General features: G+C 53.5%; 29 protein-coding genes and 1 CRISPR repeat array. Of the genes, 14 read left to right on the forward strand and 15 right to left on the reverse strand.

Translation table 11 applies throughout. The annotated features are described in order from the left end of the window. Positions 1–111: 111 nt before the first annotated feature. The 6 genes from MV421_RS01855 to MV421_RS01880 all read right to left on the reverse strand — a co-directional run bounded on the left by MV421_RS01855 (position 112) and on the right by MV421_RS01880 (position 6,361). Entirely contained in the window at positions 112–1,455 is a 1,344-nt protein-coding gene (locus MV421_RS01855) for an FAD-dependent oxidoreductase (RefSeq protein ID WP_297421109.1), read from the reverse strand. Positions 1,456–1,502: 47 nt separating this feature from the next. Beyond that, a complete protein-coding gene (locus MV421_RS01860; protein ID WP_297421111.1) occupies positions 1,503–2,660 on the reverse strand; it encodes an FAD-binding oxidoreductase in 1,158 nt (385 codons plus the stop codon). Beyond that, a complete protein-coding gene (locus tag MV421_RS01865; RefSeq protein ID WP_297421137.1) occupies positions 2,650–2,949 on the reverse strand; it encodes a (2Fe-2S)-binding protein in 300 nt (99 codons plus the stop codon). The genes MV421_RS01860 and MV421_RS01865 overlap by 11 nt, the downstream gene beginning before the upstream one ends. Then, complete coding sequence (locus tag MV421_RS01870) at positions 2,942–3,463, reverse strand: 4Fe-4S dicluster domain-containing protein (RefSeq protein ID WP_297421113.1); 522 nt, start codon at positions 3,461–3,463, stop codon at positions 2,942–2,944. The genes MV421_RS01865 and MV421_RS01870 overlap by 8 nt, the downstream gene beginning before the upstream one ends. Positions 3,464–3,563: 100 nt before the next feature. Next, positions 3,564–5,027, reverse strand: coding sequence for an FAD-dependent oxidoreductase (locus MV421_RS01875; protein ID WP_297421140.1), 1,464 nt, complete (start codon positions 5,025–5,027; stop codon positions 3,564–3,566). A gap of 167 nt (positions 5,028–5,194) precedes the next feature. After that, positions 5,195–6,361, reverse strand: coding sequence for a GTP-binding protein (locus MV421_RS01880; protein WP_297421115.1), 1,167 nt, complete (start codon positions 6,359–6,361; stop codon positions 5,195–5,197). Positions 6,362–6,487: 126 nt separating this feature from the next. On the opposite strand from MV421_RS01880, the gene MV421_RS01885 reads away from it, so the two are divergent. The 4 genes from MV421_RS01885 to MV421_RS01900 all read left to right on the forward strand — a co-directional run bounded on the left by MV421_RS01885 (position 6,488) and on the right by MV421_RS01900 (position 9,448). Then, entirely contained in the window at positions 6,488–6,940 is a 453-nt protein-coding gene (locus MV421_RS01885) for an Lrp/AsnC family transcriptional regulator (protein ID WP_297421142.1), read from the forward strand. Between the two features lie 72 nt (positions 6,941–7,012). After that, positions 7,013–7,513, forward strand: coding sequence for a deglycase PfpI (gene pfpI / locus MV421_RS01890; protein WP_297421117.1), 501 nt, complete (start codon positions 7,013–7,015; stop codon positions 7,511–7,513). Between the two features lie 129 nt (positions 7,514–7,642). Next, positions 7,643–8,371 carry a hypothetical protein gene (locus tag MV421_RS01895; protein WP_297421118.1) on the forward strand — a complete coding sequence of 243 codons (729 nt, stop codon included), beginning with the start codon at positions 7,643–7,645 and terminating at the stop codon, positions 8,369–8,371. Between the two features lie 150 nt (positions 8,372–8,521). Beyond that, positions 8,522–9,448 carry a triphosphoribosyl-dephospho-CoA synthase gene (locus MV421_RS01900; RefSeq protein WP_297421120.1) on the forward strand — a complete coding sequence of 309 codons (927 nt, stop codon included), beginning with the start codon at positions 8,522–8,524 and terminating at the stop codon, positions 9,446–9,448. Here MV421_RS01900 and MV421_RS01905 read toward each other — a convergent pair. The 3 genes from MV421_RS01905 to MV421_RS01915 form a co-directional block, all read right to left on the reverse strand. Next, positions 9,432–9,713, reverse strand: coding sequence for a family 4A encapsulin nanocompartment shell protein (locus tag MV421_RS01905; RefSeq protein WP_297421144.1), 282 nt, complete (start codon positions 9,711–9,713; stop codon positions 9,432–9,434). The genes MV421_RS01900 and MV421_RS01905 overlap by 17 nt on opposite strands. 94 nt (positions 9,714–9,807) lie before the next feature. Continuing rightward, positions 9,808–10,433: direct repeats of the CRISPR family, unit length 30 nt; unit sequence CTTTCAATTCTCCTAGAGTCTTATTGCAAC. Positions 10,434–10,897: 464 nt separating this feature from the next. Next, positions 10,898–11,539 carry a neutral amino acid NAAT transporter SnatA gene (gene snatA, locus MV421_RS01910; RefSeq protein ID WP_297418851.1) on the reverse strand — a complete coding sequence of 214 codons (642 nt, stop codon included), beginning with the start codon at positions 11,537–11,539 and terminating at the stop codon, positions 10,898–10,900. 38 nt (positions 11,540–11,577) lie between these two features. Beyond that, positions 11,578–11,988: an OsmC family protein gene (locus MV421_RS01915; protein ID WP_297418860.1), complete on the reverse strand. Its 411-nt coding sequence runs from the start codon at positions 11,986–11,988 to the stop codon at positions 11,578–11,580. Between the two features lie 67 nt (positions 11,989–12,055). On the opposite strand from MV421_RS01915, the gene MV421_RS01920 reads away from it, so the two are divergent. Then, the gene (locus tag MV421_RS01920) at positions 12,056–12,898 is read left to right on the forward strand and encodes a radical SAM protein (protein WP_297418849.1); all 843 of its coding nucleotides are present in this window, start codon (positions 12,056–12,058) and stop codon (positions 12,896–12,898) included. On the opposite strand, the gene MV421_RS01925 is transcribed toward MV421_RS01920, so the two are convergent. Together MV421_RS01925 and MV421_RS01930 are read right to left on the reverse strand one after the other, a co-directional pair. Then, a complete protein-coding gene (locus tag MV421_RS01925; protein WP_297503467.1) occupies positions 12,825–13,700 on the reverse strand; it encodes a gamma-glutamyl-gamma-aminobutyrate hydrolase family protein in 876 nt (291 codons plus the stop codon). The genes MV421_RS01920 and MV421_RS01925 overlap by 74 nt on opposite strands. A 59-nt stretch (positions 13,701–13,759) precedes the next feature. Beyond that, positions 13,760–15,016 (reverse strand): PLP-dependent aminotransferase family protein, encoded by a 1,257-nt coding sequence (locus tag MV421_RS01930; protein ID WP_297418857.1) that lies wholly within the window; start codon positions 15,014–15,016, stop codon positions 13,760–13,762. Between the two features lie 237 nt (positions 15,017–15,253). Between MV421_RS01930 and MV421_RS01935 the strand changes: the two genes are divergently transcribed. The 3 genes from MV421_RS01935 to MV421_RS01945 all read left to right on the forward strand — a co-directional run bounded on the left by MV421_RS01935 (position 15,254) and on the right by MV421_RS01945 (position 18,308). Next, positions 15,254–16,222, forward strand: coding sequence for a ribose 1,5-bisphosphate isomerase (locus MV421_RS01935; RefSeq protein WP_297418854.1), 969 nt, complete (start codon positions 15,254–15,256; stop codon positions 16,220–16,222). Between the two features lie 86 nt (positions 16,223–16,308). Beyond that, positions 16,309–17,622 (forward strand): C/D box methylation guide ribonucleoprotein complex aNOP56 subunit, encoded by a 1,314-nt coding sequence (locus MV421_RS01940; protein ID WP_297503974.1) that lies wholly within the window; start codon positions 16,309–16,311, stop codon positions 17,620–17,622. Between the two features lie 5 nt (positions 17,623–17,627). Then, entirely contained in the window at positions 17,628–18,308 is a 681-nt protein-coding gene (locus MV421_RS01945; RefSeq protein WP_297421456.1) for a fibrillarin-like rRNA/tRNA 2'-O-methyltransferase, read from the forward strand. Between the two features lie 20 nt (positions 18,309–18,328). Here the strand turns inward: MV421_RS01945 and MV421_RS01950 are convergent, their stop codons facing one another. Then, entirely contained in the window at positions 18,329–19,723 is a 1,395-nt protein-coding gene (locus MV421_RS01950; RefSeq protein ID WP_297503976.1) for a hypothetical protein, read from the reverse strand. A gap of 170 nt (positions 19,724–19,893) precedes the next feature. Between MV421_RS01950 and MV421_RS01955 the strand changes: the two genes are divergently transcribed. From MV421_RS01955 to MV421_RS01965, 3 genes are read left to right on the forward strand one after another with little or no spacing between them, the layout of a single operon-like run. Continuing rightward, positions 19,894–20,946 carry a hydroxymethylglutaryl-CoA synthase gene (locus MV421_RS01955; RefSeq protein WP_297421452.1) on the forward strand — a complete coding sequence of 351 codons (1,053 nt, stop codon included), beginning with the start codon at positions 19,894–19,896 and terminating at the stop codon, positions 20,944–20,946. A gap of 10 nt (positions 20,947–20,956) precedes the next feature. Continuing rightward, positions 20,957–22,117, forward strand: a complete 1,161-nt coding sequence (locus tag MV421_RS01960; protein ID WP_297421449.1) for a thiolase domain-containing protein — start codon at positions 20,957–20,959, stop codon at positions 22,115–22,117. A gap of 1 nt (position 22,118) precedes the next feature. Continuing rightward, positions 22,119–22,535, forward strand: coding sequence for a Zn-ribbon domain-containing OB-fold protein (locus MV421_RS01965; protein ID WP_297421446.1), 417 nt, complete (start codon positions 22,119–22,121; stop codon positions 22,533–22,535). Positions 22,536–22,540: 5 nt separating this feature from the next. Here the strand turns inward: MV421_RS01965 and MV421_RS01970 are convergent, their stop codons facing one another. Both MV421_RS01970 and MV421_RS01975 read right to left on the reverse strand, forming a co-directional pair. After that, a complete protein-coding gene (locus tag MV421_RS01970; RefSeq protein ID WP_297421443.1) occupies positions 22,541–22,828 on the reverse strand; it encodes a hypothetical protein in 288 nt (95 codons plus the stop codon). Positions 22,829–22,846: 18 nt separating this feature from the next. Continuing rightward, positions 22,847–23,350, reverse strand: a complete 504-nt coding sequence (locus tag MV421_RS01975) for a GNAT family N-acetyltransferase (protein ID WP_297421441.1) — start codon at positions 23,348–23,350, stop codon at positions 22,847–22,849. Positions 23,351–23,420: 70 nt separating this feature from the next. Here MV421_RS01975 and MV421_RS01980 point away from each other — a divergent pair, with 70 nt between their 5' ends. Continuing rightward, the gene (locus MV421_RS01980; RefSeq protein WP_297421439.1) at positions 23,421–23,957 is read left to right on the forward strand and encodes a multiprotein bridging factor aMBF1; all 537 of its coding nucleotides are present in this window, start codon (positions 23,421–23,423) and stop codon (positions 23,955–23,957) included. Between the two features lie 2 nt (positions 23,958–23,959). Here the strand turns inward: MV421_RS01980 and MV421_RS01985 are convergent, their stop codons facing one another. Then, complete coding sequence (locus MV421_RS01985; protein ID WP_297421437.1) at positions 23,960–24,361, reverse strand: DUF356 domain-containing protein; 402 nt, start codon at positions 24,359–24,361, stop codon at positions 23,960–23,962. A gap of 316 nt (positions 24,362–24,677) precedes the next feature. Between MV421_RS01985 and MV421_RS01990 the strand changes: the two genes are divergently transcribed. Both MV421_RS01990 and MV421_RS01995 read left to right on the forward strand, forming a co-directional pair. Continuing rightward, on the forward strand, positions 24,678–25,517 hold the full coding sequence (locus MV421_RS01990; RefSeq protein ID WP_297421435.1) for an ATP-dependent Clp protease proteolytic subunit: 840 nt from the start codon (positions 24,678–24,680) through the stop codon (positions 25,515–25,517). A gap of 106 nt (positions 25,518–25,623) precedes the next feature. Beyond that, on the forward strand, positions 25,624–26,196 hold the full coding sequence (locus tag MV421_RS01995) for a TATA-box-binding protein (RefSeq protein WP_297517747.1): 573 nt from the start codon (positions 25,624–25,626) through the stop codon (positions 26,194–26,196). Positions 26,197–26,446 lie beyond the last annotated feature (250 nt).

Genomic DNA, 26,446 nt, shown 5'->3' on the forward strand with positions numbered 1-26,446 from the left:
GGTTTTATAAAATTTCCGTCGAAATGATAAGAAAGAGGTTGAAGTTAGTCCATTCGAAGATGTTCTACCGCGTAGCTCGCCAAGGAAAGAATTAATATAAATATAGCGGAATCAGTGGTATATCTGCCTCAGGGCATCCTCCACCGCTTTTATCGTCGCGGGAGCAGTCGGTGCGGGTGTTAATAGGGGGTGGGTGCCTATCTGAAGTCCTATGTACTGGGAGGCAGTGTAGCCGCTTTCAATGGCAAAGCCGATGAGGTTTATCATCTCGCCGATGGTCTTTCCCCCCGCAAGCTGTCCTCCGATGAAGAACCCCCCCTGCTTTGTGAAGATCAACTTTGCAGATACCTCACTCGCCTCTGGGAGCGATGCGGGATGTTTGTCAGATACGTTGCTCCTGCCAACTACGTATTCGAATCCCTCTGCCTTTGCACTCCTCTCTATCAGCCCCGCAGCCCCCAGGGACAGATTCCCGACCTTGGTGGCGAATATCCCGAGCGTTCCACGGAACTGCTTGAAGGCCTTTATCCTGTAAAGGTTTGCCCCGGCTATCCTGGCCTCGGCGGTGGCTACTGAAGCAAGGAGCGTAAGCTTGGGTTTCCTTGTGAAGAAGTCCCTCTTTTCCGCACAGTCCCCAACGGCAAAGATATCCGGATGGGAGGTTCTCATGTACTCGTCAACTTCTATCCCGTACTTGCTGACTTTTAATCCCATCCTCTCCGCCAGCTCCGTGTTGGGCCTAACCCCCGCGGCCACTATGACGAGGTCAGCGTTCAGATTTTTGCCGTTGGACAGCGCAACACCCTCAGCGGATCGTTTACCCGTTATCTCCTTGACCCTAGTGTTTGTGTAAACACCAACCCCCATCCCTCCGAGTTCCGCTTCGGCCATCTCACAGAACTCATCGTCAAAGGAGTTGTAGAGAACGTGGGGGAGCATCTCAACTATCGAAACGTCTTTTCCGAGCTTTCTCAGTTCATCGGCAAACTCCACACCTATGAAACCGCCGCCGATTATCACGATATCTTGACTCTCCTTGATTCGCTCCTTCATCGTTGACAGATACCTAAAATCTTTCTTTACCTGAAACACGTTTTCTTTGTCCGCTCCATTTATCGGGGGCATTAGGGGTTTGGAGCCCGTGGCCAGAATGAGCTTTTCAAAGGTGATTCTTTCACCGTTGCGGGTCTCTGCGGCTTTCTCTTTTAGATCAACTGAGGTTATCTTATCAATCACCAAATTTATCCCGCTCTTTTTGAGGATGTCGTCGGAAATAACGTCCTTCTCAACGCTTCCCAGCGTTCCAAATATGTAGGGTATCCCGCAGGGAACGAGGGTTTTCTCCTCCTTCCGCACCATGGTGACGTCTTTATCCGGATAACTGCCCTTTGCGGTTAATGCGGCCACTATCCCCGCCGCACCGCCCCCTACGATTAGAACGTCCGTCCTCATCATCTTTGGTTGCCTCCCAAAACGCAAATGGGTATAAAAACGGAAAGGGATCACCCCATTTGGATGGCCTTTCCACGGAGTTCGCCACGCTCAAAGCGGTAGGGATCGTAAAAATCAAGGGGTTTGTCCGTTTTTCCGTTAACTACCAGCTCTGCCATTGCCTCCCCCACGACCGGTGCGAGCATGAAGCCGTGGCCGCTGAAGCCCGCCGCGATGTAGAACTCGTCTATCTCGTTTATCCTACCAATTGTTGCGTTTCCGTCCGGTGTTTCGGCATAGTAGCCACCCCAGATCCTGATCACGTTAATGTACTTGAGTGCCGGGATGATCTGGGAGAAGCGGTAGCTAACCCCGCGGAGGAACTCGTGGGTCGGGGTTATATCGTAGGTTGGACCGTACTTGAGGCCGTAGCCACCTATGACACCTCCTTGGTTCGCCTCCTGCGTAAGGTAAACACCGCCATGCTTGAAGGAGACCACCATCGGCTCTATCTGGCCTGGCTTTATAGGCTCGGTCTTAACGCCCTGATGCTTGTAGGGGTGGATGGGGATATCCACTGGAACACCCGCCATTTCGTTTATCTTCGGTGCCCAAGCGTTGGCCGCGTTTATCACCCGCCCTGTTTTTATCTCACCCCTGTTCGTCACAACGGCCTTTATCTTCCTATTTTCAACTTTGATGCCCTTTGCCTCAGTGTACTCGTAGATTTCAACACCCAGCCTCTTCGCCGCGTCTGCGTAGGCGAAGACGACCTTGAAAGGGTTGGCCTTCCCGTCCGTGTGGTTCCAAGCGGCCCCTATTACCCCGTCCGTGTTCAGGGGAGGGACTATCTCCCTGGCCTCCCCGGGGGTTATTATCCTCGATGGAACGCCGAACCTGTTCTGAAGGCGGACGTTCTTTTTAAACGACTCAAGCTCTTCCTCGTCGTAAAGCAGGAAGAGGTAACCGCCCTGCTTAAACTCAACGTTATGACCGAGTTCCTCACTCAACCCACTCCAGAGTTCCACGGAGCGCTTCATCATCCTGATGTTGACCTCGTCGCCGAACTGTTGCCTTATCCCGGTTCCGCAGCGGAAGGTCGAGCCATTGCCGAGGTAGCCCTTTTCGAGAACCACCACGTCACTTTCGCCGAGCTTGGCGAGGTTGTATGCTACGGAGAGGCCTATGATGCCGCCGCCTATGATAACAGTTTTAGCCTCACTTTTCATCGTCCATCTCCCCCGCGAGCACTCCCATCATGACGGGTCTGACCGGGACGCGCGTGGCCGGAACGGGGATTTCATCGGGCTTCTTTCCGGTTTTCCTCGCGATTATGCTGATCACTAGGGGTATGCAAGTTCTCCCCTGGCAGGGACCCATTCCGATGCGCGTCAGCCTCTTGATCTCCTCGATGTCCGTGATTCCTTGGTCTATCAGGTCCTCTATCTCCTTCTGCGTGACGTCGTTGCACCGGCATATTATTATCTTTTCCCTTGGGTCTCCTGTGTTCTCAGTCATCTCCACCATCTCCCGGCACCTTAATCGACCTGACATCCCATGCCAGTTCCATAGGCACCTCCACAGTCACAACGGCAGTATCTCCCATGCTCTTCTCGCGCGGAATAACGAGGGTAACCTTCCCCCTTCCAACGGGTTCACCAACACGGTTGAGGAGTATCACCTCGTCGCCCCTCTTCGGAACGGGCAGGAGTTCATAGGGCATCGTTATCCTCGCTCTATCTCCAACGTACTGGACCATGAAAAAGGCCAGGCCCGGGCATACCTGAACGCAAAGGGAGCAGCCGATGCACTTATCGTAATTAACAACGGGCCTGTCGTTGGGTGTTGGCATACTTATCGCGTTGACAGGGCAGACTTCCTTGCACGGGGTGCACGGTATCTCCTGAGGGCACTCCGGGATTGCCACCGGCCTCGCCCTCAGCCTCTTCTCACTCGGCTTGGGGGTCATCTCAAAGAGTTCGTCAACGGTAAGGTATCCCTCTCTGAGGAAGTGCGGTATTTCGTTACTCATTCTCTCACCCCCGCAGCCCTTTCTGACGAAAGCGCTGGCGGAAAAGTATGAATTCCAGAACCGACCTCAATCGCGGCCAAAGGAAGCTCCACCGTGGCCTTCATTCTCTCACCTCCGAGGACGTCTTGGCCTCAAAGCCTGCCATTGCCTTCTTTATGCCCTCCAGGATGTGCTTTCCAAACGGCCCGGAGCGGAACTCGTCGAGGTCGCGCTGAGCTTTCCTTATCTCGTTGAGCCACTCCGGCGAGGCCACACCAGCTTTCAGCGCGGCCGCTATACCCGCTATCTTCCCCTCGAGCATCGCCGTCGTTGCCTCCTCGATTCCTGCGGAATCCCCTGCAACGAAGATTCCCTGGACGGTCGTCTCCATCCTGTCGTCCCTCACCGCGACGTGACCGCTAAGCTCGCGGACGTACCTTATCTGGCAGCCGGCCTGGTGGAGGAGTTCAATGCTTGGTCTCAAGCCAACGGCGAGGGCTATGATATCAACGTCAAAGGTCTTTTCAGTCCCGGGAATCGGCCTCCATTTATCGTCGAGCTGGGCAACGATAGCTCTCTCGACCTTCTCCTTTCCTTCCGCGCGCAGAATCGTGTGCCTCGTTAATATGGGCACCCCGAGGCGCCTCACTTTGGCAGCGTGGACGAAGTAGCCGCCGACCTTCGGCATCGCTTCGACTATCGCCTCCACCTCAACGCCGGCCTGTATGAGCTGGTATGCCAGGATGAGTCCCACGTTCCCGGCCCCGACGATTAGAACCCTATTGCCCGGCTTGACGCCGTAGGTGTTCATGAGGGTCTGTATCGCCCCGGCACCGTAGATCCCGGGCAGGTCGTTGTTCTCAAAGGGAATCATCTTCTCCATCGCGCCGGTGGCAACGACAAGGCTCTTTCCAGTAAACTCCAAAAGCTCGGTGTTCTTCCTCACCGCAGTTACGAGCTTTTCATCTCCCTCCTGGAAGATGCCAACGGCAGAGGTCTCAAGGAATACCTTGATGTTCTCCCTCTTTTTAACCTCTTCCTCAAGGATTTTGGCTATTTCAACACCCCTGACCCCAGCGAACTGCTCTCTCTTTCCGAAGAACTTGTGGGTCTGCTTGACGAGCTGGCCGCCGAGCATGGGCTGTTCGTCAATCAAAATGACCCTCGCGCCGGCGTCCGCCGCGTTTATCGCCGCCATGAGTCCGGCGGGTCCGCCGCCTATCACAACGACGTCCGCGGTATAGTGCGGTGCATCCTTCCAGGCCGGGGGTTTTGCCGTTTTTGGAAGCTCCTCCTTGCCCCTCTGCATCTCCACCCTCATGCCGTCCTCGACGAGGGTTATGCAGGAACGGACGTTTGGAATCCCGTTCACCTTCACCAGGCAGGAGGAACACTTTCCAATGGCACAGAAAAGCCCCCTGGGTCTGTGTTTCTCGCCACTGTAGCTCAACACCCTGATTCCCGCGGCGTGAAGTGCCATGGCTATGGTTTCGCCCTCGTAGGCCTCTATTGGCTGGCCTTCGAAGTATATCGTGATCTTCCTGCCGCGTTTAAACTTTAGAACAGGATGCTCATTGAGACGCATAGAACCCCCTTCACTCGGGTCGAGCGATTGCATATTCTCACCCCACTCAAGTACACTCGGATATGGATGAACACCAGCGCTTATAAATTCTGGGGTGCAGGATATAGAACATAGATGTGCTTGGAGGATACCACAAGGGGGAAGAGAAGAACAGTCCCGGTTAAGAACTACCTCGCGTGAATCTCCACTATGTCCCCGTCCTCAAGCACGTGATCGGCCCCAACCCTCTGACCCGGAAACTTGACGCTCTTTCCCCAGACACGGGCGTAGCGGAAGTTCCTGGCGAAGTCCTTGTGGATTTTCTCCGCCAGATCCATGACCGTTGAGCCCCTCTTGAGCGGCACGGGGGGATAAGCTGGATCTTCGCCGGGGCTCTTTGTGAAGACGCGGATTATTCCAGCTAACTCATAGAGCTCATCCTTCAGCTTCTCCAGCTGTATCTTCCGCTTCGCCGAGACGGGAAGTACCTTGAAGCGGTCGCCGTATGTCTCAAGCAACCTCTCGTAGTTCTCTTTACTGCCGGGGGCGTCGCCCTTGTTGGCAATGATTATCGCCCTCTTCCAGACGAGACTTTCATCCAGGGCATCGGCTATTTCCTCAAGTGTTACAGGCTCCTTGACAGTAACTTCGGCAGAGTGAATCCTCTCATCCCGGAGTATCTTCACAACCTCGCTCACGTCACCCTTTATGTTCTCGACGCCGTTGATCACTATGCCGCCCATGGCGGTTCTCTTAATTTCAACCCTTGGACGGCGCTTGTTGACCTTTATTCCGGCCCTCTCAAACTCGCGCAGGAGTGCCTTCATCTGCTTCACCGGGTCCCCAGAGAGGTCCACAACGATGGCCACCGCGTCCGCATTCCTAACGACGCTCAAAAGCTGTGGCCCCATGCCCTTTCCAAGGGCAGCACCCTCAACGAGGCCCGGGACCTCCACCAGCTGAATCTGGACGTCCCTATGGTGCATCATGCCTGGAACGGGCTGAACTGTGGTGAAGGCGTAGTCGGCCACGTCCGTCTCCACATTTGTGAGTGTCCTGAGGAGGGAGCTTTTACCAACGTTTGGAAGTCCGACGAGGGCTATCTGGGCGGCGCCTTCCTTTCTAACGGCTATTGAGGGACCACCGCCCCCCTTCTTCATCTGCCTCTGCTTCTCAAGCTCCCTCCTGAGTTCGGAGAGCTTCCTCTTTATTTGAAGTCTGAGCTTTTCGGTTCCTTTGTGCTTTGGGACGGTGGCATACATCTTCTCGAGGGCGCGTATCTTCTCGGGAATAGTCTTGGCCCTGTGGTACTCCTCCTCTGCCGCAAGGTACTCCGCTGTTACGTTCGTTGGCATTGCTGACCCCCCAGAAGCACTTGGACATTCCTGATTTAAGGAGGGCGGCGTTTTATAAAAGTATGGTTCCTCAAAATCGGCAGATTTATATATGTCCTCGAAAATTTTTTACCAGCGGTGGTGCTCATGCGAACGGGTTTGGACGAGGTAGATAAGAAGATACTTACCATACTCCAGAAGAACAGTAGAACACCCCTAAGGGAGATATCAAAGGAGGTTGGTTTAGCGGAATCGACGGTTTACGAGAGGATAAAGAAGCTGAAGGAGCGCGGAATCATTCAGAAGTTCACCGTAATGCTCGACCCCGAGTCCCTCGGATTCAACATAATGGCATTTATACTCATAAAGTCCAAGGCCGGGATGTACACCAGCGTAGCAGACGAACTTTCTAGATATCCCCAAATAGTTGAGATATACGAGACCACCGGCGACTACGACATGCTCGTGAAGATAAGGACGAACGGGAGCGACGAGCTTAACGAGTTCCTCGACAGGATAGGAAACGTTGATGGAGTCGTTGCGACACACACAATGGTGGTTCTCAAGGTCCACAAGGAGACAACCGAGCTCCCTCTCTGACCATTTCTACCCAGAAAGGGTTATAAACGACCCTTTCCATTTTTCCTAAACATTAATACGGAGGGTGTTTTCATGAAGGTGCTGTCTCTGAGTGCAGACGAGTTTGAGGATCTGGAGCTCATATATCCCCTCCACAGACTCAAGGAGGAAGGCCACGAAGTTTACGTGGCAAGCTTCCAGAGGGGGAAGATAACGGGCAAGCACGGCTATTCCGCAGAGGTCCAGCTAACCTTTGATGAGGTCGATGCTGACGAGTTCGACGCGCTGGTTCTGCCTGGAGGGAAGGCCCCTGAAAGGGTGAGGCTCAGTGAGAAGGCGGTTTCAATCGCAGGGAAGATGTTTGAGGACGGGAAGCCGGTCGCGAGCATATGCCACGGGCCGCAGATACTTATCTCAGCCGGCGTCCTGAAGGGCAGGCGAGGGACGAGCACGATAACAATCCGCGACGACGTGAAAAACGCCGGAGCGGAGTGGATTGATGCCGAGGTTGTCGTGGATGGCAACTGGGTCAGCTCGAGGCACCCCGGCGACCTCTACGCCTGGATGCGCGAGTTCGTGAAGCTCCTAGGGTGAGTCTCTGCTTCCTCTTACCCTTTTCTGTTTAATTATTGTGTCCATGCGGGACAGTCCACCAACGTCGTTATAACTCTCCATGGGCGTAAACTTTATACGGTAAGACAATTATATTGGAATGATGAAAACATGCTCAGGCATGGTGGGGTTCTACCAGTCATAGTTGGAACGGTCCTAGCGGTTATTCTCATAGCGATTATTATTACAGGTGCTGTAGCGGCTGTGGTGATAGTGCACGATCATCAAACACACAAGATAGAAGCCGGGCCGCTGAAGGAGCTGGGCACCTTTGATGCCAGTGGGATTATCCTCAGGGAAATCGTTGGGGACGTCCGGATCGTCCGAGTGAATGTGAGTGGGGTGGTTCTGAAGAGCAACCTCCCGATAAAAGCCTACTACTCCAGGGGCCTCCTGACGGTGTACTGTCCGAGAGAGCGGGAGAAGGGCCTCCTCGGGTCCAGCGAGCGCAACGCCCGCAACGAGTACAAGGGAGGAAAGGTAGTCATCGAGGTTGGAAAAAGGCTCTCCGAGATGCAGGTCCGTGAGATCGTCGGCAACATCAATGTTAATGTAAACACCACCAGGACAATCCTGATGGACGTGGTGGGCGACATATCGGCCGTTACCCCGGCTGAATACGTAATCGACAACATCATGGGTGATATCCCGCTTCACGCGCGCAGGGACGTGAATATAAGCGACGTTGTGGGAGACGTGGAAATATTCGTTCCCGAGAACCTTTCAATCCAGCTCACCGTAAATGACATTATGGGCAAACTTGAAAACACGCACTCCGGCAGTGGGACGCCTGTCCTGGTGAGGGTCTCGGATGTCATGGGCAACGTCAGGATCGGGTAATGATTTTTAAGCCCGTTCTCTTTTCCCTATGCAGGTGAGAAAAATGGCGAAGAAGCTGGTGAGGCCCAAATGGGGTAAAATTTTACAGGAGTTCTCGGTGGACTGGCGGTGTTTCTAGTGGGGAAGGGTAACGCTGTCAAGGTGGTGTAAATGAAGAGGTTCAAACTGCTGAGGGCCTTCATCCTAGGCCCGCTCTTAGAGGCGGCGGTTCCAAAGCCCGGGAACGTCAACCGCTATCGCGATTTCAACGACCTAACGTTCTACAACTTCCTTTTTGCGTATACTGCCGTCTTCGGCGTCTACTACGAGGCTATCAAAACGGCCGAACTCCTCAGAAAAGGGGTCTTAGGGTTCAACGAGGCAGGAATAGGCGAACTGATAAAGCGCGCCACTCAGGCGTCGCACGAGGCCCAGGACGCAAACCCGAACTTTGGAATTATAACCCTCTCGATCCCGCTCAGCATGGGGATGGTTCTGGGCAGGAACATGCTCGACGCCAGGGAGAAGGCGCGACTCCTGCTTGAGGAATCAACCGTGAGGGACACGATGGAGTTCTACCGCGCGATAAGGACTGTGAACCCCAAGGGCATTCCAAGTGGGGTGAAGTACGACGTTTACAGCGACAACTCCTTCAGAGAGCTTTTCCAGGCCGGGATAAACCTCACTCGTTTGGCCGAGATGAGCTGTGACAGGGAGCTTATCTTCTGCGAGTGGCTGAATGGATACGAGTTGAGCTACAAGACCTTTAGCAGGCTCTACGAGCTGATAAAAGAGGTCCCATTTGAGGACGCGGTGGTGAGAGCTTTCATCGAGCTTGTGGCAGAGAAAGAGGACACGCTAATAGCAAGGAAAGCGGGAAAGGAGGAGGCAGGGCTCGTCAGGGAGAAAGCCAGAGAGGTTCTTGAGGGAAGGCTATCGGTTGAAGAGTTCGACTCATTCCTGCGCGATAAAGGTGACCTGAGGAACCCAGGCAGTTTGGCGGACATAATGGCAATCTCCTTAAGCCTGCTCGTTCTCCGGGGGTTAAGAATTGAAATCAGAAATGGGAAGGTCTGGGGAGTTATAGGACGACCCTAAACCTCTTCGCCCCACCGGAACCGAAGCCAAGAGCCTTGCTGTCCACAACCACTGCGTCTCCCCCGAGTTCCTCAAGGAGTTTCACCCTGAGACCGGAAAGCTCGAGAACGTCTTCATCCCCACCGAACTCCTCGCGCACCTGCTCCTTGAGGAAATCGTAGGCCTCTTTTCCCATGAGAACAAGGTCCGCCTCAAAACCGTCCAGCTTGAGCTCGTTCGCCTTCTCCTCAACCGAACTGAGAACCCGTATAAGATCGCCGCGCATTTTGAACACCAGAGAAGGATTGGGAAGGAGCCTTTAAGGGTTTTTCTGGGGGGAGGTTTTATCCTCCACACCCCTTGAATCCATTCCATCAGGAATTATACGTCTCCTAGAGTCGTATTGCAACTCGCCCCCAGAGTGTGAGCGTCTGAGAAGTCCACGTGCTTTCAATTCTCCTAGAGTCTTATTGCAACGCGGATGTACTGCGAAACGCGCTTGAGAAGGGGGAGCTTTCAATTCTCCTAGAGTCTTATTGCAACAGACGCATAGGGACATCCTGCCCCTCGACCCGGAAGCTTTCAATTCTCCTAGAGTCTTATTGCAACCATCGTCACATCGCCCCCTTTCCTACCATCTTCCACCTTTCAATTCTCCTAGAGTCTTATTGCAACTTTGTGGGCCTGTTGGAGGATGGGATGTTGTTCTCCACTTTCAATTCTCCTAGAGTCTTATTGCAACAGGAAAAAGTACCTTGACAAGGAAGAATTCGATGTACTTTCAATTCTCCTAGAGTCTTATTGCAACTGGCGATGTTTGCCTTTGTGTACCACCTGCGGGCGTCTTTCAATTCTCCTAGAGTCTTATTGCAACCAATTTCGCCCCACGAAAGGCTCGGAACTAAGAAAGCTTTCAATTCTCCTAGAGTCTTATTGCAACCGGTATAAAGGTACTTGTACTTGACGACCTTCCAAGCTTTCAATTCTCCTAGAGTCTTATTGCAACAGGGCAGCTTTTTCCTTAATTCATCCTATAGAACAACAAAAACCTTCAAATCATATAAGCCTTTCGTTGAAGGGGTCTTCAAAAAGGTCGCTGAGGGCGTTTTTAACCGGCACTAGCAGGCCTATTCCGTGGAATAAACATCATCCTAGCCGTCTTTTCGTTAGTGAACACCAATGTCCATAATACCTCCCGGGGGATAAGGGAGTTTCAAAAAATAAAAACAGGATTTAACAGATCTAAACGCTAGAAAAAACGTCTCTAAATGAGGAGATAGTATTTCTAGGGGCTTCCCATAGCCTGTCCTACCTCTCGAAAAAATTTTGTTATAAAACAAACTAAAATCACGACGTTTCGTTTGATAATAACAAAAGGTTATTAAAGAGTTCCAGAACTCCCCCAACGGTGGAATTAAAGGGATGAGAGCGAAGCCAGGACAAAATTCAAAAAAGAGAACTTTAATGGATCTAAAGCCCAAACGCACCCCGAATACCATTGATCATCATCTGTATCGCCATGGCCGTCAGGATGAGACCCATCATCCTCGTCATGACCTTGATCCCAACGCGGCCGAGGGCGTCCTGTATCCTGTTGGATGAATGCAGAACCAGCCAAACGGTTGCCCCGATGGCCAGGATACTCGCCAAGACAGTGAGCTTATCCGCAAAGCCCGTGCTCTTCGTCATGTAGAGGATAACCGTCGTTATAGCCCCGGGTCCAGATATAAGCGGAATGGCGAGGGGGATTATCGCGACCTCCTCGAGCGTGACAACCTCGTCGCTGAACTCCTCGGTTTCCTCCCTACTTATCTTGACCGTTGAGAGCTTTCCGGAGAGCATATCCATTGCCATCTTGAAGAGCAGTATGCCGCCGGCTATCGCGAACGCATCAACGCTGAAGCCGAAGAAACGGAATATCCACTCGCCAATGAGCGCGAAGACTACCAGTGTTATAATGACTGAGAGGGCCGTTTTGGTGGCTATCTCCCACCGCTCATTCCTAGAGAGGTCGTGGGTAACGCCGAGGAACACGGGGACAGCTCCAATCGGGTTCGTTATAGCAAACAGACCGCCGTAGAGGAGAACGAAGTACTTGAGGTACTCGATCACGGGACCACCAGAGGGGGAAGGAAAAGGGGGTTAAAAACCTACTCCCCGGGAATTATCTCGTAGGAGTAGGTAAGCTCGGCCCCGCTGAGCTTTATGTGCGCGCTGGCCGAGCAGTACTTGTCCTGGCTCAGCTCTATCGCCCTCTTCGCTTTCTCCTCTCTAACATTGCCCCTGATGACGTAGTGGAGGTGAACCCTGCTGTAAATTTTCGGGTGCTCCTCGCGCCTCTCGCCGCTTATCTTGACTTCAAGGCCATCGACCGGCTCGCGCATCTTCTTGAGTATCATCACCACATCGTAGGCGGTGCACCCGGCAACGCTCAGAAGGAGGAGCTTCATGGGGCTTATGCCTCCCTCACCGAGGATAACGGAGCAGCTGTCGCTTTCAACCCGTCCGATGAACTGGTAATCCTTAAACCACTCGACCTTTCCCTTGATCTCTTCGCTCAAGGCAACCACCGGTGGAAATCGGGGAAACGATTTAAATGGGTTTTCCAAAGGGAGGACGGTTGGGAAGATGTACATACGACCCTTCGACCCTTGGAAGTCGAAGCTCTGCACCTGCCCCTTCAAGTACACTCTGAACGTCTACACGGGTTGCGACCACGCGTGCGTCTACTGCTATATAACGAGCTACATTCCGAACGCCTTCCGCGTGAGGACTAAGGAAGGCTTTCTCCCCAAGCTTGAGAGGGAGTTGAGAAGGTTTGACAAACGCTATATCATAGCCCTCTCCTATTCCTCCGATCCGTACCCAACGATCGAGAGGGAGCTTGGGATAACGAGGAAAGTGCTGGAGCTATTCAGGAGGTACGGCGTCAGGTGCATGCTCCTCACGAAGTCAGATATCTTCAAGAGGGACCTAGATGTCCTGAGCGAGCTAAAGTGCGCCGTCGGTATAACGGTAACAACCGTCAATGAAAGGAAGGCAAAGCTTCTCGAACCAAATGCACCGTCACCGGGGGCAAGAATCCGGGCGCTGAGGAAGGCGAAGGAAAAAGAAATTCCAGTTTATGCTCGCATAGACCCAATAATCCCGCTTTACACCTGGGAGGATTTTGATAAAACGCTCAAAGCGCTGAGCTTCGTGAGCCACATAACGGTCTCCACGCTAAAGCTTAAGCCAGATTCAAAGAAGAGGATGTCCGCCAAGTTTCCCGAGCTAATGGAGAGGCTGTGGCCGCTCTACGAGAAGGGAGAGAGAATAAGCGGCTACTACTACCTCCCGCGGGAGCTCAGGTTCAAGATCCTTAGGGAGGCAGAGGAGAAGGTACTAAGGAATGGAATCACATTCGGCTCGTGTCGTGAGGGTTATCGCTCGTTTCCAATGTGTGACGGTTCTCACCTGGTTCCTTCGTAGGGAGTTGCTCTGAACTTTCCCTTTTCTCAAGAGCCTCGCGAACCTGGGCCTCCACCTCGATGCGCAGAAACTCCTCCTTTTCCATGTGGTACTCTGCCGCGGCCTTCACAAGGACCTCATAGAGCCGCCACATCTCGGGGAGGTACTCTGGCTGCCACTGAACACCGATTACGAAGCCTTCCGCCCATTCAATGGCTTCTATAAAGCCATCAACAGAGTACGCGCTGGGTCGCAATCTGTCTCCAACCTTCTTAATCGCCTGGTGGTGGAAGCTGTTAACGCGGATGTGAACTTCGTTCGTGCCGTTTATATCGAGGCCCTCCTTGAGAACCTCGTAGAGCTTTGAATCCATCTTAATCCTTACCCCGTGAACCCTCTGGGCCGGCCCAATGAGCTCAAGCTCCCAGTCGTGCTTTATCGCCTTGGGGATCTCATTGATGTCCTGGTAGAGGGTTCCACCGAGGGCGACGTTTATCACATGCATCCCCCTCGCCACGCCGAGAAGTGGGATGCCCCTCTCAACGGCACCCCTCGCAAGGGCCATCTCGAACTCGTCACGTCTTACATCCACAGACTTGATGGCGCTTGAAGGATCCTCTCCGTAAAAGGAAGGGTGAATGTCGGGACCTTCTATAAGGAGAAGCCCGTCAACGTGCTCAATGACGTCCTCGGGGGAGTCATCAACTGTAAAAACTGCCGGTATGCCTCCAGCAGACGCAACGCGCTCTACATGGGTCCTGTCGAGGAATATCCTATTATTAAGATAATCAACCTGACCGATTATACCGATTAGGGGTCTCATCAACACACCACCAAAAGTGCTTGGAGAAGAAACGTAAAAAGATTTTGGAGAGCAAAAACTCAGTCCCCGAGAGACTTCATTTCAGCCTCAATGACTTCAGCGAGCCTCTTAACACCCTCACGTATCTTCTCCTCTGGGACGTAAGTGAAGTTAAGCCTCATGGTGTTCTTGACGTCGCGGTGGGCGAAGAACGCCTCTCCAGGAACGTAGGCAACGCCCTTGGCAACGGCTTTCTCGAGCATCATCTTAGTATCTATGCCCTCAGGAAGGGTGACCCAGATGAACATTCCGCCGTCCGGTTTGGTCCACCCCACACCCTCAGGCATAAAATCCTCAAGGGCCTTTAACATGGCATCACGTCTCGGCTTGTAAAACTCGACTATCTCCGGTATGTGCTCGTCTAAGTAGCCGTCCTCAACGTATTTCCAGGCTATAAGCTGGGCAAGGGTGTTGGCGCAGAGGTCTATGCTCTGCTTTGCTATCTCCATCTTCCTTATGAACTGGGGCTGGGCCGCTATCCAGCCGAGGCGGAAGCCGGGGGCGAGTATCTTCGAGAAGGTTCCGAGGTAGATGACCCTACCAGTGTCATCAAAGTGTTTAACGGGCGGAACCGGTTCACCGGAATAGCGGAGCTCCGTGTAGGGGCTGTCCTCGATGATAAGGAAGTCGTACTCGTCGGCGAGTTCAACGAGGCGTTTTCTCCTGTCAACGCTCATGGTTACTCCCATCGGATTCTGGAAGGTCGAGACAGTGTAAACGAACTTCACCTTCTTCCCCTGAGCCTTGAGTTTCTTCAGTTTCTCCTCTAGGAGGTCGATGCGCATTCCTTTGTGGTCCATTGGGATGCTGAGGAACTCGGGGTCGTAGTACTTGAAAGCCTGAAGGGCAGCAAGGTAAGTCGGCCCCTCAACGACGACGATGTCCCCCCTGTTGATGAAGACCCTGCCGGCGAGGTCAAGAGCCTGCTGGCTTCCGGCAACCATCATTATCTCGACCTTGCTGGTGGGAATGCCATAGCGCTTCTCCATCCACCTAGCAAGGGCGAGGCGGAGCGGCGTAAAGCCCTTCGTTGTTCCGTACTGAAGGGCCTTGTCGGCGTGTTCCTCGAGGACTTCCTTTGTTATCTCCTTGATCTGCTCTACCGGGAAGGTCTCCGACGCGGGAAGGCCGCCGGCAAGTGATATGACGTTCGAGCTTTCAACGAGCTTAAGCAGTTCCCTAATTTCCGAGGCTTTCATTCCAAGGGCCTTTTTGGAAAAGTACCTCTCAAACTCCAGTGAGCCTGAGCCAAGCTTGCGCATGAGCCTTTCCTCCATCGTGGTTCCCCCCATGAATGAACACCTTTGGACACGTAACCAACTCTATACATGAAGTGTTAGCGGCAATCGGTTATAAACCTTTCCACAATGGTCGTTAGATAGGTTTACAATTGTAAAAGCCACTTTCAACGTCCCTTTCTTAACAGAAAAGAACCAAAACATCCATCAGTGAACACAAAAAGCCCTATAAACCCTCTCCTCGTAATCCCAGTTTACCCAAGAGAGGTGGTGGACATGCCAGTGGTAAGGGAAGTGCTCGGAATAGCACAGGAGATTAAGGACATGAGGATACGCGGTGCCGGAAAGATAGCCCGTTATGTGGCTTACGCCCTCCAGCTCCAGGCCGAGAAGAGCACCGCGAAAAGCGCTGAAGAGTTCTGGGAGGAGATGAAGAAAGCTGCAAAGATACTCTTCGAGACGAGGCCAACCGCCGTTTCTCTGCCTAATGCGCTCCGCTACGTCATGCACCGTGGAAAGGTGGCTTACTCAAGCGGTGCCGACCTCGAACAGCTCCGCTACGTCATCATAACCGCCGCCAAGGAGTTCATCCACAACTCGGAGAAAGCCGTCGAGAGAATCGGCGACTTCGGGGCGAAGAGGATAGAGAACGGGGACATCATAATGACCCACTGCCATAGCAAAGCAGCCACCAGCGTCATGAAAAAGGCCTGGGACATAGGCAAGGACATAAAGGTCATCGTAACGGAAACAAGGCCCAGGTGGCAGGGGAAGATTACGGCTAAGGAGCTTGCCGACCACGGCATCCCCGTCATCTACGTCGTTGACTCCGCTGCCAGACACTACATGAAGATGACCGACAAGGTCGTCATGGGTGCCGACAGCATCACCGTCAATGGGGCCGTGATAAACAAGATTGGAACGGCTTTGATAGCCCTCACCGCAAAGGAACACAGGGTTTGGACGATGATTGCAGCGGAGACATACAAGTTTCACCCGGATACAATGCTCGGCCAGCTCGTCGAGATAGAGATGCGAGATCCAACCGAAGTCATTCCAAAGGAGGAGCTTGAGACGTGGCCGGAGAACATCAAAGTCTGGAACCCGGCATTCGACGTAACACCGCCGGAGTACGTTGACGTCATCATAACCGAGCGCGGGATAATCCCACCGAGTGCCGCCATCGATATCCTGAAGGAAGAGTTTGGCTGGGCACTCAAGTACCGCGAGCCATGGGAGGACTGAACTTTTCCCTTTTTCAGTTTCCGGGATAGGCTTTAAAACTCCGAACCCTTTTATACTCCTGATGCAAAAATTTGGAGGGTGATAGTATGAAAGCTTACATCGCTGAGAACGTCCGGGGCGTTTACGCCTTCGGCGAGGACGGCACTCTCATCGCTAATCGGGAATTCCAGGACGAGCCAGCTAGGGCCCTCGACAGACTCCTGAAGGGCGCGCCTGTTGAAGAGCTGGTGGGGCTTCTAGGGGAGCTGAACGGTGGAGAATACACCGAGTTCGTCGTTGAGGACACGGAACTCGCAAGGAAGCTCAAGGAGATGGGGTACAGCGCGACGGCGGAGTTCCCCAACGTAGCGGGTGAAGAGCTGCGCTCAAGCCCAGAGGAGTTCCTTGGGGAGAACTGGTTCGAGGAGTACTTCAATGCGGGCGTTGCACTCACCAGAGCACGCATACAGGAGCAGAGCGGCGCGCGCGACAAGATGATAATCCAGGCGATTGAAGCACTCGATGATATAGACAAGGTCACGAATCTCCTCGTCTCCCGCCTGAGGGAGTGGTACGGCCTCCACTTCCCTGAACTGGATGAGATTCTCCCCAAGCACGAGCAGTACGTGGCCTTCGTAAGCATGGTTGGCGCGAAGGAGAATCCCAATGAGGACAAGCTCAAGAAGCTCGGCTTCCCAGATAGCAAAGCTGAAAAGATACTCAAAGCGGCCGAGAAGTCTATGGGTGCCCCACTCGGCAGGTTCGACGAGGGGGTAATCAAAAAGCTCGCTGGCGAGATAAACGACCTCTACCGGCTTAGGGGCGAGATAGAGAACTACCTTGAGACAGCGATGGATGAGGTTGCACCGAACCTTAAGGCCCTCGTTGGCGCTAAGCTCGGAGCGAGACTCCTCAGCCTTGCCGGCGGGCTGAAAGAGCTGGCTATGATGCCAGCGTCGACAATTCAGGTTCTCGGAGCAGAAAAGGCCCTCTTCAGACATCTGAGGAGCGGTGCCAAGCCGCCGAAGCACGGCGTCATCTTCCAGTACCCCGCAATCAACCGCTCTCCATGGTGGCAGAGGGGCAAGATCGCAAGGGCTTTGGCTGGAAAGCTGGCCATAGCGGCGCGCGTTGACTACTTCTCCGGTGAATACATCGGCGAGGAGCTTAAGCAGGAGCTTGAGATGAGGATAGAGGAGATCAAGGGAAAATACCCGAACCCGCCGAAGAGGAAGGCCAAACCCGAGAAGAAAAAGAAGGAGAAGTTCAAGGGCAAGAAGGGCAAGGGTGGAAAGTACGAGAAAGGCAGAAAGTTCGAGAAGAAGGAGAAGTTCAAGGGTAAAAAGAGCGAGAAAGGTGGGAAAGACAAGAGAAACAAAGGTGAGAAGAAAAAGAAGAAGCCTAAAGGCGGCAAGAGGTGATTGAGATGAGGGTTAAGAAGGGCAGGTTCCCGGGCGTTTACGTATTCATCGATGAGGAGGGGGGCGAGAAGATAGCCACCAAGAACCTCGTCCCCGGCCAGAGGGTCTACGGCGAGAGACTGGTCAAGGCGGAGGGCGAAGAGTACAGAATATGGAATCCAAGTCGGTCAAAGTTGGGTGCAGCAATTCTTAACGGACTAAAGCACTTCCCGATAAAGCCTGGTTCGACCGTGCTCTACCTCGGCGTCGCGAGCGGAACAACGGCTTCCCACGTCAGCGACATAGTGGGCGGGGACGGCAGGGTCTTCGGCGTCGAGTTCTCGCCACGCGTTCTGAGGGAGCTCGTTCCCCTCGTTGATGAGAGGAGGAACCTTGTGCCAATACTGGGCGACGCGACCAAACCGGAAGGCTACCGCGCGCTCGTTCCCAAGGTCGACGTCATCTTCGAGGACGTGGCCCAGCCAACGCAGGCGAAGATCCTGATAGACAACGCCAAGGCCTTCCTCAAGAGCGGTGGTTACGGCATGCTCTCCGTCAAGAGCAGAAGTATTGACGTCACCAAGGAGCCGGAGCGGGTCTTCACAGAGGTCGAGAAGGAGCTTTCAACGTACTTCGAGGTCGTCGAGAGACTTTCGTTGGAGCCGTACGAGAAGGACCACGCGCTCTTCGTGGTCAGGAAACCTTGAATAACAAAGGAAGAAGAGATTCAGCGCTTCCTCAGGGGGACCACAGCTAATAGAACCAGGAGAACAATGAATCCCGGCCCGCATATCCCCTTTCCTTTCTCCGGAGGCATGTATGTGCAGAGAAGGGATGCGTTGCCAGCGGTTTTCCCTGTGGTGACGGCGATTGTCCTCACGGTGGACTTGGGCTGGCCGGTGCTCAGCTCCACCTGGGAAACATTAACCTCCGGAGAGGTTTTCTCAACCTTGACGCTGGTGAGATACTTGCAGTTGGGGAGACTGCCGTTGGCAGGGAGCCTCGCCATGAGCGGGGTGTTGTTCTTCGTAACGCCCGAGAGCAGAAGACTGCCGTCGGGGGCAATCGTCAGGGTTCTAAGGGCCATCCCAGGGCCGTAAGTTCTAACGTCCGTGAGGGTGCCGTTGGAGACGTGGAGGAGAATGCCGTAGTATGTTGTCTCGTTGGACAGTACCCTCACCAAAGCCCCCGAGAGCCATGAACCCTTGGGTCCCATTACCATATTCCCTCCAAGCATGAAGAAGCCCCTTCTGTAATAGGACCTGCTCCAGAGAACGTTCCCTTTTCCGTCGAGCTTCATTATGAGGGCGCCGATGGTGCCGTTGCCCAGATAGATATACCCTGACGCGTAGAGGCTCCCATTGGAGTAAGAAAGGCTACGGATTACTAATCCCATGCCATTCCGGTACTCCCTTGCCCACCTCAGGTTTCCATTGCCGTCAACCGACAGGATCAGGCCGTAGGTAATGCTACCGTGGATTGAGGTTCCGGCTATCAAAACATTTCCATTGGGTTCAACCAGAATGCTCGACGGTTCATCATTCCACCTCGTGCCGTAGGTCCTTTCCCAGAGGACGTTCCCGTGCCCGTCAGTCTTGAGAAGCCACACACTACCCTTAGCGTCTCCGAAGCTCGTCGTCATTCCAGCGGCTAGGATTTCCCCATTCTTCAGGACTGTAACTACCGAGAGGAAATCCGTGCCGTTTCCACCGTAGCGCTTCGCCCAGAGAACCTTTCCGCCCTTATCTATCTCCATGAGAAAGCCGTCAGGCAGTAATGAGCCTCCCGAGAAATACGTGCCCGCCGCGACTATCTTTCCGTCGGGTGTCTCGGCCAGTGCGTTTATGATAACTCCTTTTCCGTACTCAACCGCCCATTCCACACTCCCATTGGGAGCGACCTCCCTCAAAACGCTGTACTCCACCATCATGTCTTCCTTGACGTAGGAAACGAAGACAGAACTTCCGCCCGGAAGGGACAGAATGGGCGATGGCGAAATCAAAAGAGTTCCCCCGTAGGTTCCAATCCAGTAAGAGGCGCTTCCCGCGGCACTTACACCGGGAATTAATACAAGACCCGTGAGAACAGAAAAGACGACTAGTAAAGCGTAAACTTTTCGCATAGCTACCACCACCAATATTTTACTATTTTAATAAAGAATTTATACGCCTTTCGGTACACTACGGATGATAGGCAATCGTCGAAATTATCTTGCACTTTTACCGAAAGACTTTTATAACTCCCCCTTCAACCCTAGGCGAAGTTACTCTCAGCTTTTACGGGTGGTGCACCATGGGAAAACTCCTGAAGTCAAAGAGGGATGTTGGTATTATCGGCTACGGCGCCTACGTGCCGATGTATAGAATCAAAGCGGAGGAGATAGGAAGGGTCTGGGGGATAAGCAGCTTCCCGATAGAGGAGAAGTCCGTCCCAGGCCTCGATGAGGATACCATAACCATAGGAATCGAGGCGGCGAGAAACGCACTTAGACGGGCCAAAATTGACCCCCAGCTTATCCGCGCGATATGGCTCGGCACGGAGAGCAAGCCCTACGCGGTCAAGCCAAGCGGAACGGTAATAGCAGCCGCAGTAGGAGCGACTCCGGACCTCAATGCGGCCGACTTCGAGTTCGCCTGCAAGGCTGGAACCGAGGCGATCCAAGCTGCTATGGGCTTCGTTGGCTCCGAAATGGCAGACTACGCGATGGCCATCGGTGCCGACACATCCCAGGGGAGGCCGGGCGACCACTTGGAGTTCACGGCTTCAGCTGGAGGAGCGGCCTACATCCTCTCTCCGAAGAGCTCTGAAACCCTCGCCTACTTCGAGGCGAGCTACTCCTACGTTACGGACACGCCTGACTTCTGGAGGCGCCAGCATGAGCACTACCCGAGGCACGGAAACCGCTTCACTGGCGAACCGGCCTACTTCCATCAGATAATAAACGCCGCCAAGACCCTCATGGAGGAGATGGGCTACACGCCGGACGACTTCGACTACGCGGTCTTCCACCAGCCCAACGTTAAGTTCCCGCTCACAGCCGCCAAAATCCTTGGTATCCCGAAGGAGAAGGTCCTTCCGGGACTTCTCAGCGGGATAATCGGCAACACCTACAGCGGCGCGACCCTCGTGGGAGTTTCAGCCGTTCTTGACATAGCAAAGCCGGACGACAGGATTCTCTGGGTGAGCTTTGGAAGCGGTGCCGGAAGCGACGCCTTCAGCCTCGTCGTCCAGGATGCCATCGAGGAGAAGCGCGATCTTGCGCCAAAGACGATGGACTACGTGAACCGGAAGAAATACATCGACTACGCCCTCTACGCGAAGGCGAGGAAGAAGTACATAGTATGAGGTGGTTGAGATGAAGAAGGCGGTCATAATCGGTGCCGGGATGGTTCCGGTTGGTGAGCACTGGAGGCTCTCACTCAGGGACATGGCAGTTGAAGCTTTACTAAACGCGATGGACGACGCTGGAATTGACAAAGTAGATTCCCTATACGTCGGAAACATGGCCTCTGGCTCCTTTATCGAGCAGGAAAACCTTGGCGCACTCATAGCGGACTGGGCCGGCCTTGGAAACATACCTGCAGTCAAGGTTGAGGCCGCCTGTGCCAGTGGTGGTGCCGCGGTCCAGGAAGGGGCCAAAGCCATTCTCAGCGGCCTTGAAGATGTTGTAGCTGTCGTTGGCGTTGAGAAGATGACGGATGCATGGCCGAGCGACGCTACGCGCTATCTGGCCTACGCGGCAGATGCCGACTGGGAGCTTTTCCATGGGGCCAGCTTCGTCGCTTTAAACGCGCTCATCATGCGCCTTTACATGAAAAAATACGACTACACCGAGGAGGATTTGGCCCTATTTGCCGTTAACGCCCATGCCAACGGTGCCAAAAACCCCTACGCGATGTTCAAGAGGCCGATAAAAGTTGAGACGGTTCTAAAGAGTCCCTACATTGCCGATCCTCTCAAGCTCTTCGACGCTTCCCCTGTCTGTGATGGTTCAGCGGCAGTGATAATCACCACACCTGAGAAGGCGAAAGAACTTGGCGTTCCAAAGGAGAAGTGGGTTGAGATAGCGGGAATGGGAAGGGCCATAGACACCATAAACCTCGCCAACAGAGAGAACCCCCTAAGACTGAGGGCTGCAGAAGTCGCCGCGAAGAGGGCCTACAGGATGGCGGGGATTACGGCGAAGGATATCAACTTCTTCGAGGTCCACGATGCCTTTACCGTCATGGCGGCACTCAGCCTCGAAGCTCTGGGCGTTGCTGAGAGGGGTAAGGGTGCGATGCTTGCCAAGGAAGGCCAGATAGCCATCGACGCCGACTACCCGATACAGACAATGGGCGGGCTGAAGTCCAGAGGTCATCCGGTTGGGGCGACCGGCGTTTACCAAACGGTTGAAGCCGTGCTCCAGCTCCGCGGCATGGCACCCAACCAAGTACCAGACGCCGAGATTGGACTGACCCAGAACATAGGTGGTACCGGCTCAAACATAACGGTTAACGTGTTTAGGAGGGTTTGAAATGGGGAAGCCGATGCAGGTTGCAAGGCACTGGAGGCACTTTGAAGAGAAGTACGCCCTCATAGGAGGAAAATGCGAGAACGGTCACGTCTTCTTCCCTTACAGGGAGGTTTGCCCTGTCTGCGGCAGCAGGAACGTGGAGAAGTACAAGTTCAGCGGAAGGGGGAAGGTTCTAAGCTGGACGATAGTGCGGAACCCGCCGAGCGGGCTGGAGTATTACAAACCCTATCCGCTCGCCCTCATCCAGCTTGAAGAGGGACCCGTTGTCCTGGCCCAGCTGACCGACGTCGAACCGGACGAGATCGACTTCGACATGGAGGTCGAGATGGTTACCAGAAAGGTCAGAGAGTTTGACGAAGATGGGATAATCCTCTACACCTACAAGTTCAGACCGGTTCTGAAGCCACAAAAAGACTAAAGGCCTCAGGTCTTCTCTATTTTCATCCTCTCTCCGTTCTCAAACTCAAGCTCGAGCCTTCCACGCTCCATCCTGACCTTCACGCCATCAACAACCGCTTTGATGCTCCCGTTTTCCGCCTCAACCCCAAGCATTTCGGCAATTTCTTCGACGCTCTTTAAAGAGCCGGTCATCGTGGTCTCAAGTGTCTCGCCCTCGTTCTCTATCCTCACCTTAAGGCTACCGCCATCCTTACGCATGAAGCTCTCTTCGTTTATATTCTCAACCTTATCCGGGGGGTGTATGCACGGCATTCTATCACCTGCTATATACTAAGGAAGGGGGGATTTTAACCTTTTGTCCCGGACATCTTTGACCATCCTCACCCATATTCCGCTCTGCTCAACCTCTCTAAAACCGTAGTCCTCATAGAACCGCATCGCACTTTCGTTCTTCTCGCCGACCCAAAGCTCTATCCTGTCATTGTACTGCCCCAGATAATCCAGGCATGTCGCCATTAGTTTATGGCCGATTCCATGTCCCTGGAACTTCTTGTCCACCGCAAACTCGTGAATGGCTCCAACCGTTCTGGCCTCGTACTTGCTGTACCAGTCGTTATCGCAGACTATGAAGCCCGCTATCTCACCATCAACATCGGCCACGAAAAAGCCGTCTTTAGCCTTACCCCAGCACCACCGGAGGTAGCGCCTAGCATAGTTCACTCCCTCACCACCGTATTCTCGAAGGCCCTCATAGGCATTCATGTAGATCTCTATCAACCTAGCAAGGGTTTCATCGTCGAACTTCTCAAGCTTCTTTATCCTAACCCCCTCCATCGATATAGGCTTCATCGTGGGGTTTAAAAAGCATGACGCCGAGCATGGGTCGGGAAAGAGGGTGATTCAGATGGGAAAGAGCAAGCCAAAATACTGCGAGATATGCGGGGCGCCGATAAGGGGACCCGGTCACAGGATAAGGATCGAGGGAACCGAGCTGTTAGTCTGCGACCGCTGTTACGAAAAGTACGGGGGCAAAAAGCCCGGAACCTTCAGCATAATGCCAACTGGGAGACAACCAAGGAGAAGGACTTATTCAAGTACGAGGCCAAGACCCTCCCCAAAGCCGAGAACCGAGAAGCCGCTCTACACTGAGGAGATCGTAGAGGACTACGCGGAGAGGATTTATCAAGCGATACAGCGCTCGAAGAAGAACTACCAGGAGCTTGCCCAAGAGATAGGGCTTTCAATGAACGACCTCAGGGCGATAGCTCACGGCCACCGTGAGCCGACCATCAAGGAGGCGAAGAAGCTGGAGAAGTACTTCGGGATAAAGCTCATCGAGACGTCCGATGCGGAACCACTTGAGAAGAAGGCCATTCCGAGGGACTACGAGCCAACGTTGGGGGACATAGCCAACGTGAGGATCAAGAAGCGGAAGAAGTGATATCATTCACCTGACCCTTCTTCCCTCTTCCTCAGCTCCTCGGCCTTCGTCCTCTTCGGTGGGTGGAAGCCCTTAAGCTTCTCGAATGTCTTCCAGAGGCGCATCAGTTCCTCCCAGGCTTTGGTGTCAGGTGAAACGACCAAGATGTGTGCGGGGGGGTGTATATCAATCAGCCTGCCTATCGCCTTAGCCGGTGGGAGATCTATCTGCGCAACGACATGTGCCCTGAACTTCCTCCTCGGTTTTTCGCCGCTTATCTTCTCGAAGGTCCAGTCGGAAAGGGCAGGGGAAATTATCCTCGGATCACCGCGTATTTTCATACCCCCATAGCGAACGAGGTCAGCCAAGGCAACGCTCGCCTTCTGAAAGTCGTCAGTCCTCACCAGTACGATCGTGTTTCCCATACTCTCACCTGGCTGTGGTTGGGGTGGGGGGTATTTAAATCTTCCCAGATTTTAGTTACCAAAATTTTTAAAAACATTAAGTATTTAAAAGTGGCGGTTGGTTTATTAAGGATGAGTCCGAGAGGATAAGGGTACAGACACATCCGAGGCGGAGGACATAGAAATGGGTAGAATCCACACCTACAAAAACTCCATCCGAGGGGTAATAAAAGGACGAAAAAAGTTCCAGCGACACCACACCACTCAAAACTCCGGGAGGTGGGATATTGCCCGCACCGATAAAGCGCTCGCTGGAACATGTCCGTGAGGTGATAGCATGAGTAGCGCTGGCTTTTGGAGTTCCATATTCTGGCTGCTGTTTTTCCTTTACCTCTTGCTCTGGCCGCAGATGCAGTTCAGGAGCCTCCAGCTAGCCAGACTGAAACTCCTCAAGCGCCTCTCCGAAAAACACGGTTCCACAGTCATAACCATGATCCACAGACAGGAGAGCATAGGCCTCTTTGGAATCCCGTTCTACAAGTTCATAAGCGTTGAGGACAGCGAGGAGGTTCTGAGAGCAATACGGAGCGCGCCGAAGGATAAACCAATAGACCTCATACTCCACACTCCCGGCGGCCTCGTTCTAGCAGCCACGCAAATCGCGAAGGCCCTCAAGGATCATCCTGCTGAAACGAGGGTCATAGTCCCACACTACGCGATGAGCGGCGGCACTCTCATAGCCCTCGCAGCCGACAAAATCATAATGGACCCTCATGCGGTTCTCGGACCAGTTGACCCACAACTCGGCCAGTACCCGGCGCCAAGTATAGTTAGAGCGGTTGAAAAGAAGGGAACGGAGAAGGTTGACGACCAGACACTCATCTTGGCAGACGTTGCCGAGAAGGCCATAAAGCAGGTAAGGGACTTGGTGTACAGCTTGCTGAAGGATCGCTACGGGGAGGAAAAAGCGAAAGAGCTCGCTCAGATTCTCACCGAGGGCAGGTGGACGCACGACTACCCGATTACCGTTGAACACGCCAAGGAACTCGGACTGCACGTTGAGACCGACGTTCCGCAGGAGGTCTACGCGCTGATGAACCTCTACAAGCAACCAATGAAGCAGAGGGGAACGGTGGAGTACATGCCCTATCCAGTAAGGCAGGATACGAAGCGCTGACTCCCTTGACTTTTTTTCATTTGCCCCCGAGCCAACCTAAACCTTTAAAAACTCTTTCCGTTCATTTATAAAGGGTTTTTAAACCCACCATCCGGAGGTGTAAGCCTTGGTAGATATGAGCAACGTCAAGCTCAGGATTGAGAACATCGTCGCTTCTGTGGACCTCTTTACGCAACTCAACCTTGAGAAGGTTATTGAAATCTGTCCCAACTCCAAGTACAACCCCGAGGAATTCCCCGGAATAATCTGTCGCTTTGAGGAACCTAAAGTGGCCCTCCTCGTCTTCAGCTCTGGAAAGCTCGTAGTCACAGGGGCGAAGAGCGTCGAGGACATTGAGAGGACCGTCAACAAGCTCATTCAGATGCTCAAGAAGATAGGAGCAAAGTTTGGAAGGGCCCCTCAGATAGACATTCAGAATATGGTTTTCAGCGGTGACATAGGTATGGAGTTCAACCTCGATGCAGTGGCTCTAAGCCTCCCTAACTGTGAGTACGAGCCTGAGCAGTTCCCCGGCGTCATCTACCGCGTCAAGGAACCGAGGGCAGTCATACTGCTCTTCTCCTCCGGAAAGATAGTCTGCTCCGGGGCCAAGAGCGAGCATGACGCCTGGGAAGCGGTAAGAAAGCTTCTCCGCGAGCTGGAGAAGTACGGCCTCATAGAGGAAGAGGAGGAGTGGTGAAGGCCTCTGGCCTTCTAGATTCTATACTTTGCCGTTTTCGTGGATACAAACCCAAAGATCATCATCTGTCGGCATTGAAATGGTCTACTGGCTTTTAGTGGGGGCTGCCTATCGAGGAAAGCGCCTTCAATCAGAGTAAGCCCCCTCATGCGAGGCACTTAAGGTCGTCGGGAGGGCATCAAGAGAATCCAGGGCGAATGGTGGGGGCTATAGCTTACCCAGGGGCAAGGCGCTTACCGGGGGTAAGTTG

The organism is Thermococcus sp., assembly GCF_027023865.1.
Classification (GTDB): domain Archaea; phylum Methanobacteriota_B; class Thermococci; order Thermococcales; family Thermococcaceae; genus Thermococcus.

What these genes read in the sequence shown, in the direction of transcription:
- MV421_RS01975 (WP_297421441.1), bottom strand. Translation starts at nt 23,350, where the DNA reads ATGGAGGGGGTTAGGATAAAGAAGCTTGAGAAGTTCGACGATGAAACC.
- pfpI (WP_297421117.1), top strand. Translation starts at nt 7,013, where the DNA reads ATGAAGGTGCTGTCTCTGAGTGCAGACGAGTTTGAGGATCTGGAGCTC.
- MV421_RS01945 (WP_297421456.1), top strand. Translation starts at nt 17,628, where the DNA reads ATGAGGGTTAAGAAGGGCAGGTTCCCGGGCGTTTACGTATTCATCGAT.
- MV421_RS01980 (WP_297421439.1), top strand. Translation starts at nt 23,421, where the DNA reads ATGGGAAAGAGCAAGCCAAAATACTGCGAGATATGCGGGGCGCCGATA.
- MV421_RS01855 (WP_297421109.1), bottom strand. Translation starts at nt 1,455, where the DNA reads ATGATGAGGACGGACGTTCTAATCGTAGGGGGCGGTGCGGCGGGGATA.
- MV421_RS01860 (WP_297421111.1), bottom strand. Translation starts at nt 2,660, where the DNA reads ATGAAAAGTGAGGCTAAAACTGTTATCATAGGCGGCGGCATCATAGGC.
- MV421_RS01935 (WP_297418854.1), top strand. Translation starts at nt 15,254, where the DNA reads ATGCCAGTGGTAAGGGAAGTGCTCGGAATAGCACAGGAGATTAAGGAC.
- MV421_RS01880 (WP_297421115.1), bottom strand. Translation starts at nt 6,361, where the DNA reads ATGCCAACGAACGTAACAGCGGAGTACCTTGCGGCAGAGGAGGAGTAC.
- MV421_RS01960 (WP_297421449.1), top strand. Translation starts at nt 20,957, where the DNA reads ATGAAGAAGGCGGTCATAATCGGTGCCGGGATGGTTCCGGTTGGTGAG.
- MV421_RS01985 (WP_297421437.1), bottom strand. Translation starts at nt 24,361, where the DNA reads ATGGGAAACACGATCGTACTGGTGAGGACTGACGACTTTCAGAAGGCG.
- MV421_RS01900 (WP_297421120.1), top strand. Translation starts at nt 8,522, where the DNA reads ATGAAGAGGTTCAAACTGCTGAGGGCCTTCATCCTAGGCCCGCTCTTA.
- MV421_RS01970 (WP_297421443.1), bottom strand. Translation starts at nt 22,828, where the DNA reads ATGCCGTGCATACACCCCCCGGATAAGGTTGAGAATATAAACGAAGAG.
- MV421_RS01955 (WP_297421452.1), top strand. Translation starts at nt 19,894, where the DNA reads ATGGGAAAACTCCTGAAGTCAAAGAGGGATGTTGGTATTATCGGCTAC.
- MV421_RS01925 (WP_297503467.1), bottom strand. Translation starts at nt 13,700, where the DNA reads ATGAGACCCCTAATCGGTATAATCGGTCAGGTTGATTATCTTAATAAT.
- MV421_RS01965 (WP_297421446.1), top strand. Translation starts at nt 22,119, where the DNA reads ATGGGGAAGCCGATGCAGGTTGCAAGGCACTGGAGGCACTTTGAAGAG.
- MV421_RS01865 (WP_297421137.1), bottom strand. Translation starts at nt 2,949, where the DNA reads ATGACTGAGAACACAGGAGACCCAAGGGAAAAGATAATAATATGCCGG.
- MV421_RS01870 (WP_297421113.1), bottom strand. Translation starts at nt 3,463, where the DNA reads ATGAGTAACGAAATACCGCACTTCCTCAGAGAGGGATACCTTACCGTT.
- MV421_RS01990 (WP_297421435.1), top strand. Translation starts at nt 24,678, where the DNA reads ATGAGTAGCGCTGGCTTTTGGAGTTCCATATTCTGGCTGCTGTTTTTC.
- MV421_RS01895 (WP_297421118.1), top strand. Translation starts at nt 7,643, where the DNA reads ATGCTCAGGCATGGTGGGGTTCTACCAGTCATAGTTGGAACGGTCCTA.
- MV421_RS01905 (WP_297421144.1), bottom strand. Translation starts at nt 9,713, where the DNA reads ATGCGCGGCGATCTTATACGGGTTCTCAGTTCGGTTGAGGAGAAGGCG.
- MV421_RS01920 (WP_297418849.1), top strand. Translation starts at nt 12,056, where the DNA reads ATGTACATACGACCCTTCGACCCTTGGAAGTCGAAGCTCTGCACCTGC.
- MV421_RS01950 (WP_297503976.1), bottom strand. Translation starts at nt 19,723, where the DNA reads ATGCGAAAAGTTTACGCTTTACTAGTCGTCTTTTCTGTTCTCACGGGT.
- MV421_RS01940 (WP_297503974.1), top strand. Translation starts at nt 16,309, where the DNA reads ATGAAAGCTTACATCGCTGAGAACGTCCGGGGCGTTTACGCCTTCGGC.
- MV421_RS01885 (WP_297421142.1), top strand. Translation starts at nt 6,488, where the DNA reads ATGCGAACGGGTTTGGACGAGGTAGATAAGAAGATACTTACCATACTC.
- MV421_RS01930 (WP_297418857.1), bottom strand. Translation starts at nt 15,016, where the DNA reads ATGGAGGAAAGGCTCATGCGCAAGCTTGGCTCAGGCTCACTGGAGTTT.
- MV421_RS01875 (WP_297421140.1), bottom strand. Translation starts at nt 5,027, where the DNA reads ATGCGTCTCAATGAGCATCCTGTTCTAAAGTTTAAACGCGGCAGGAAG.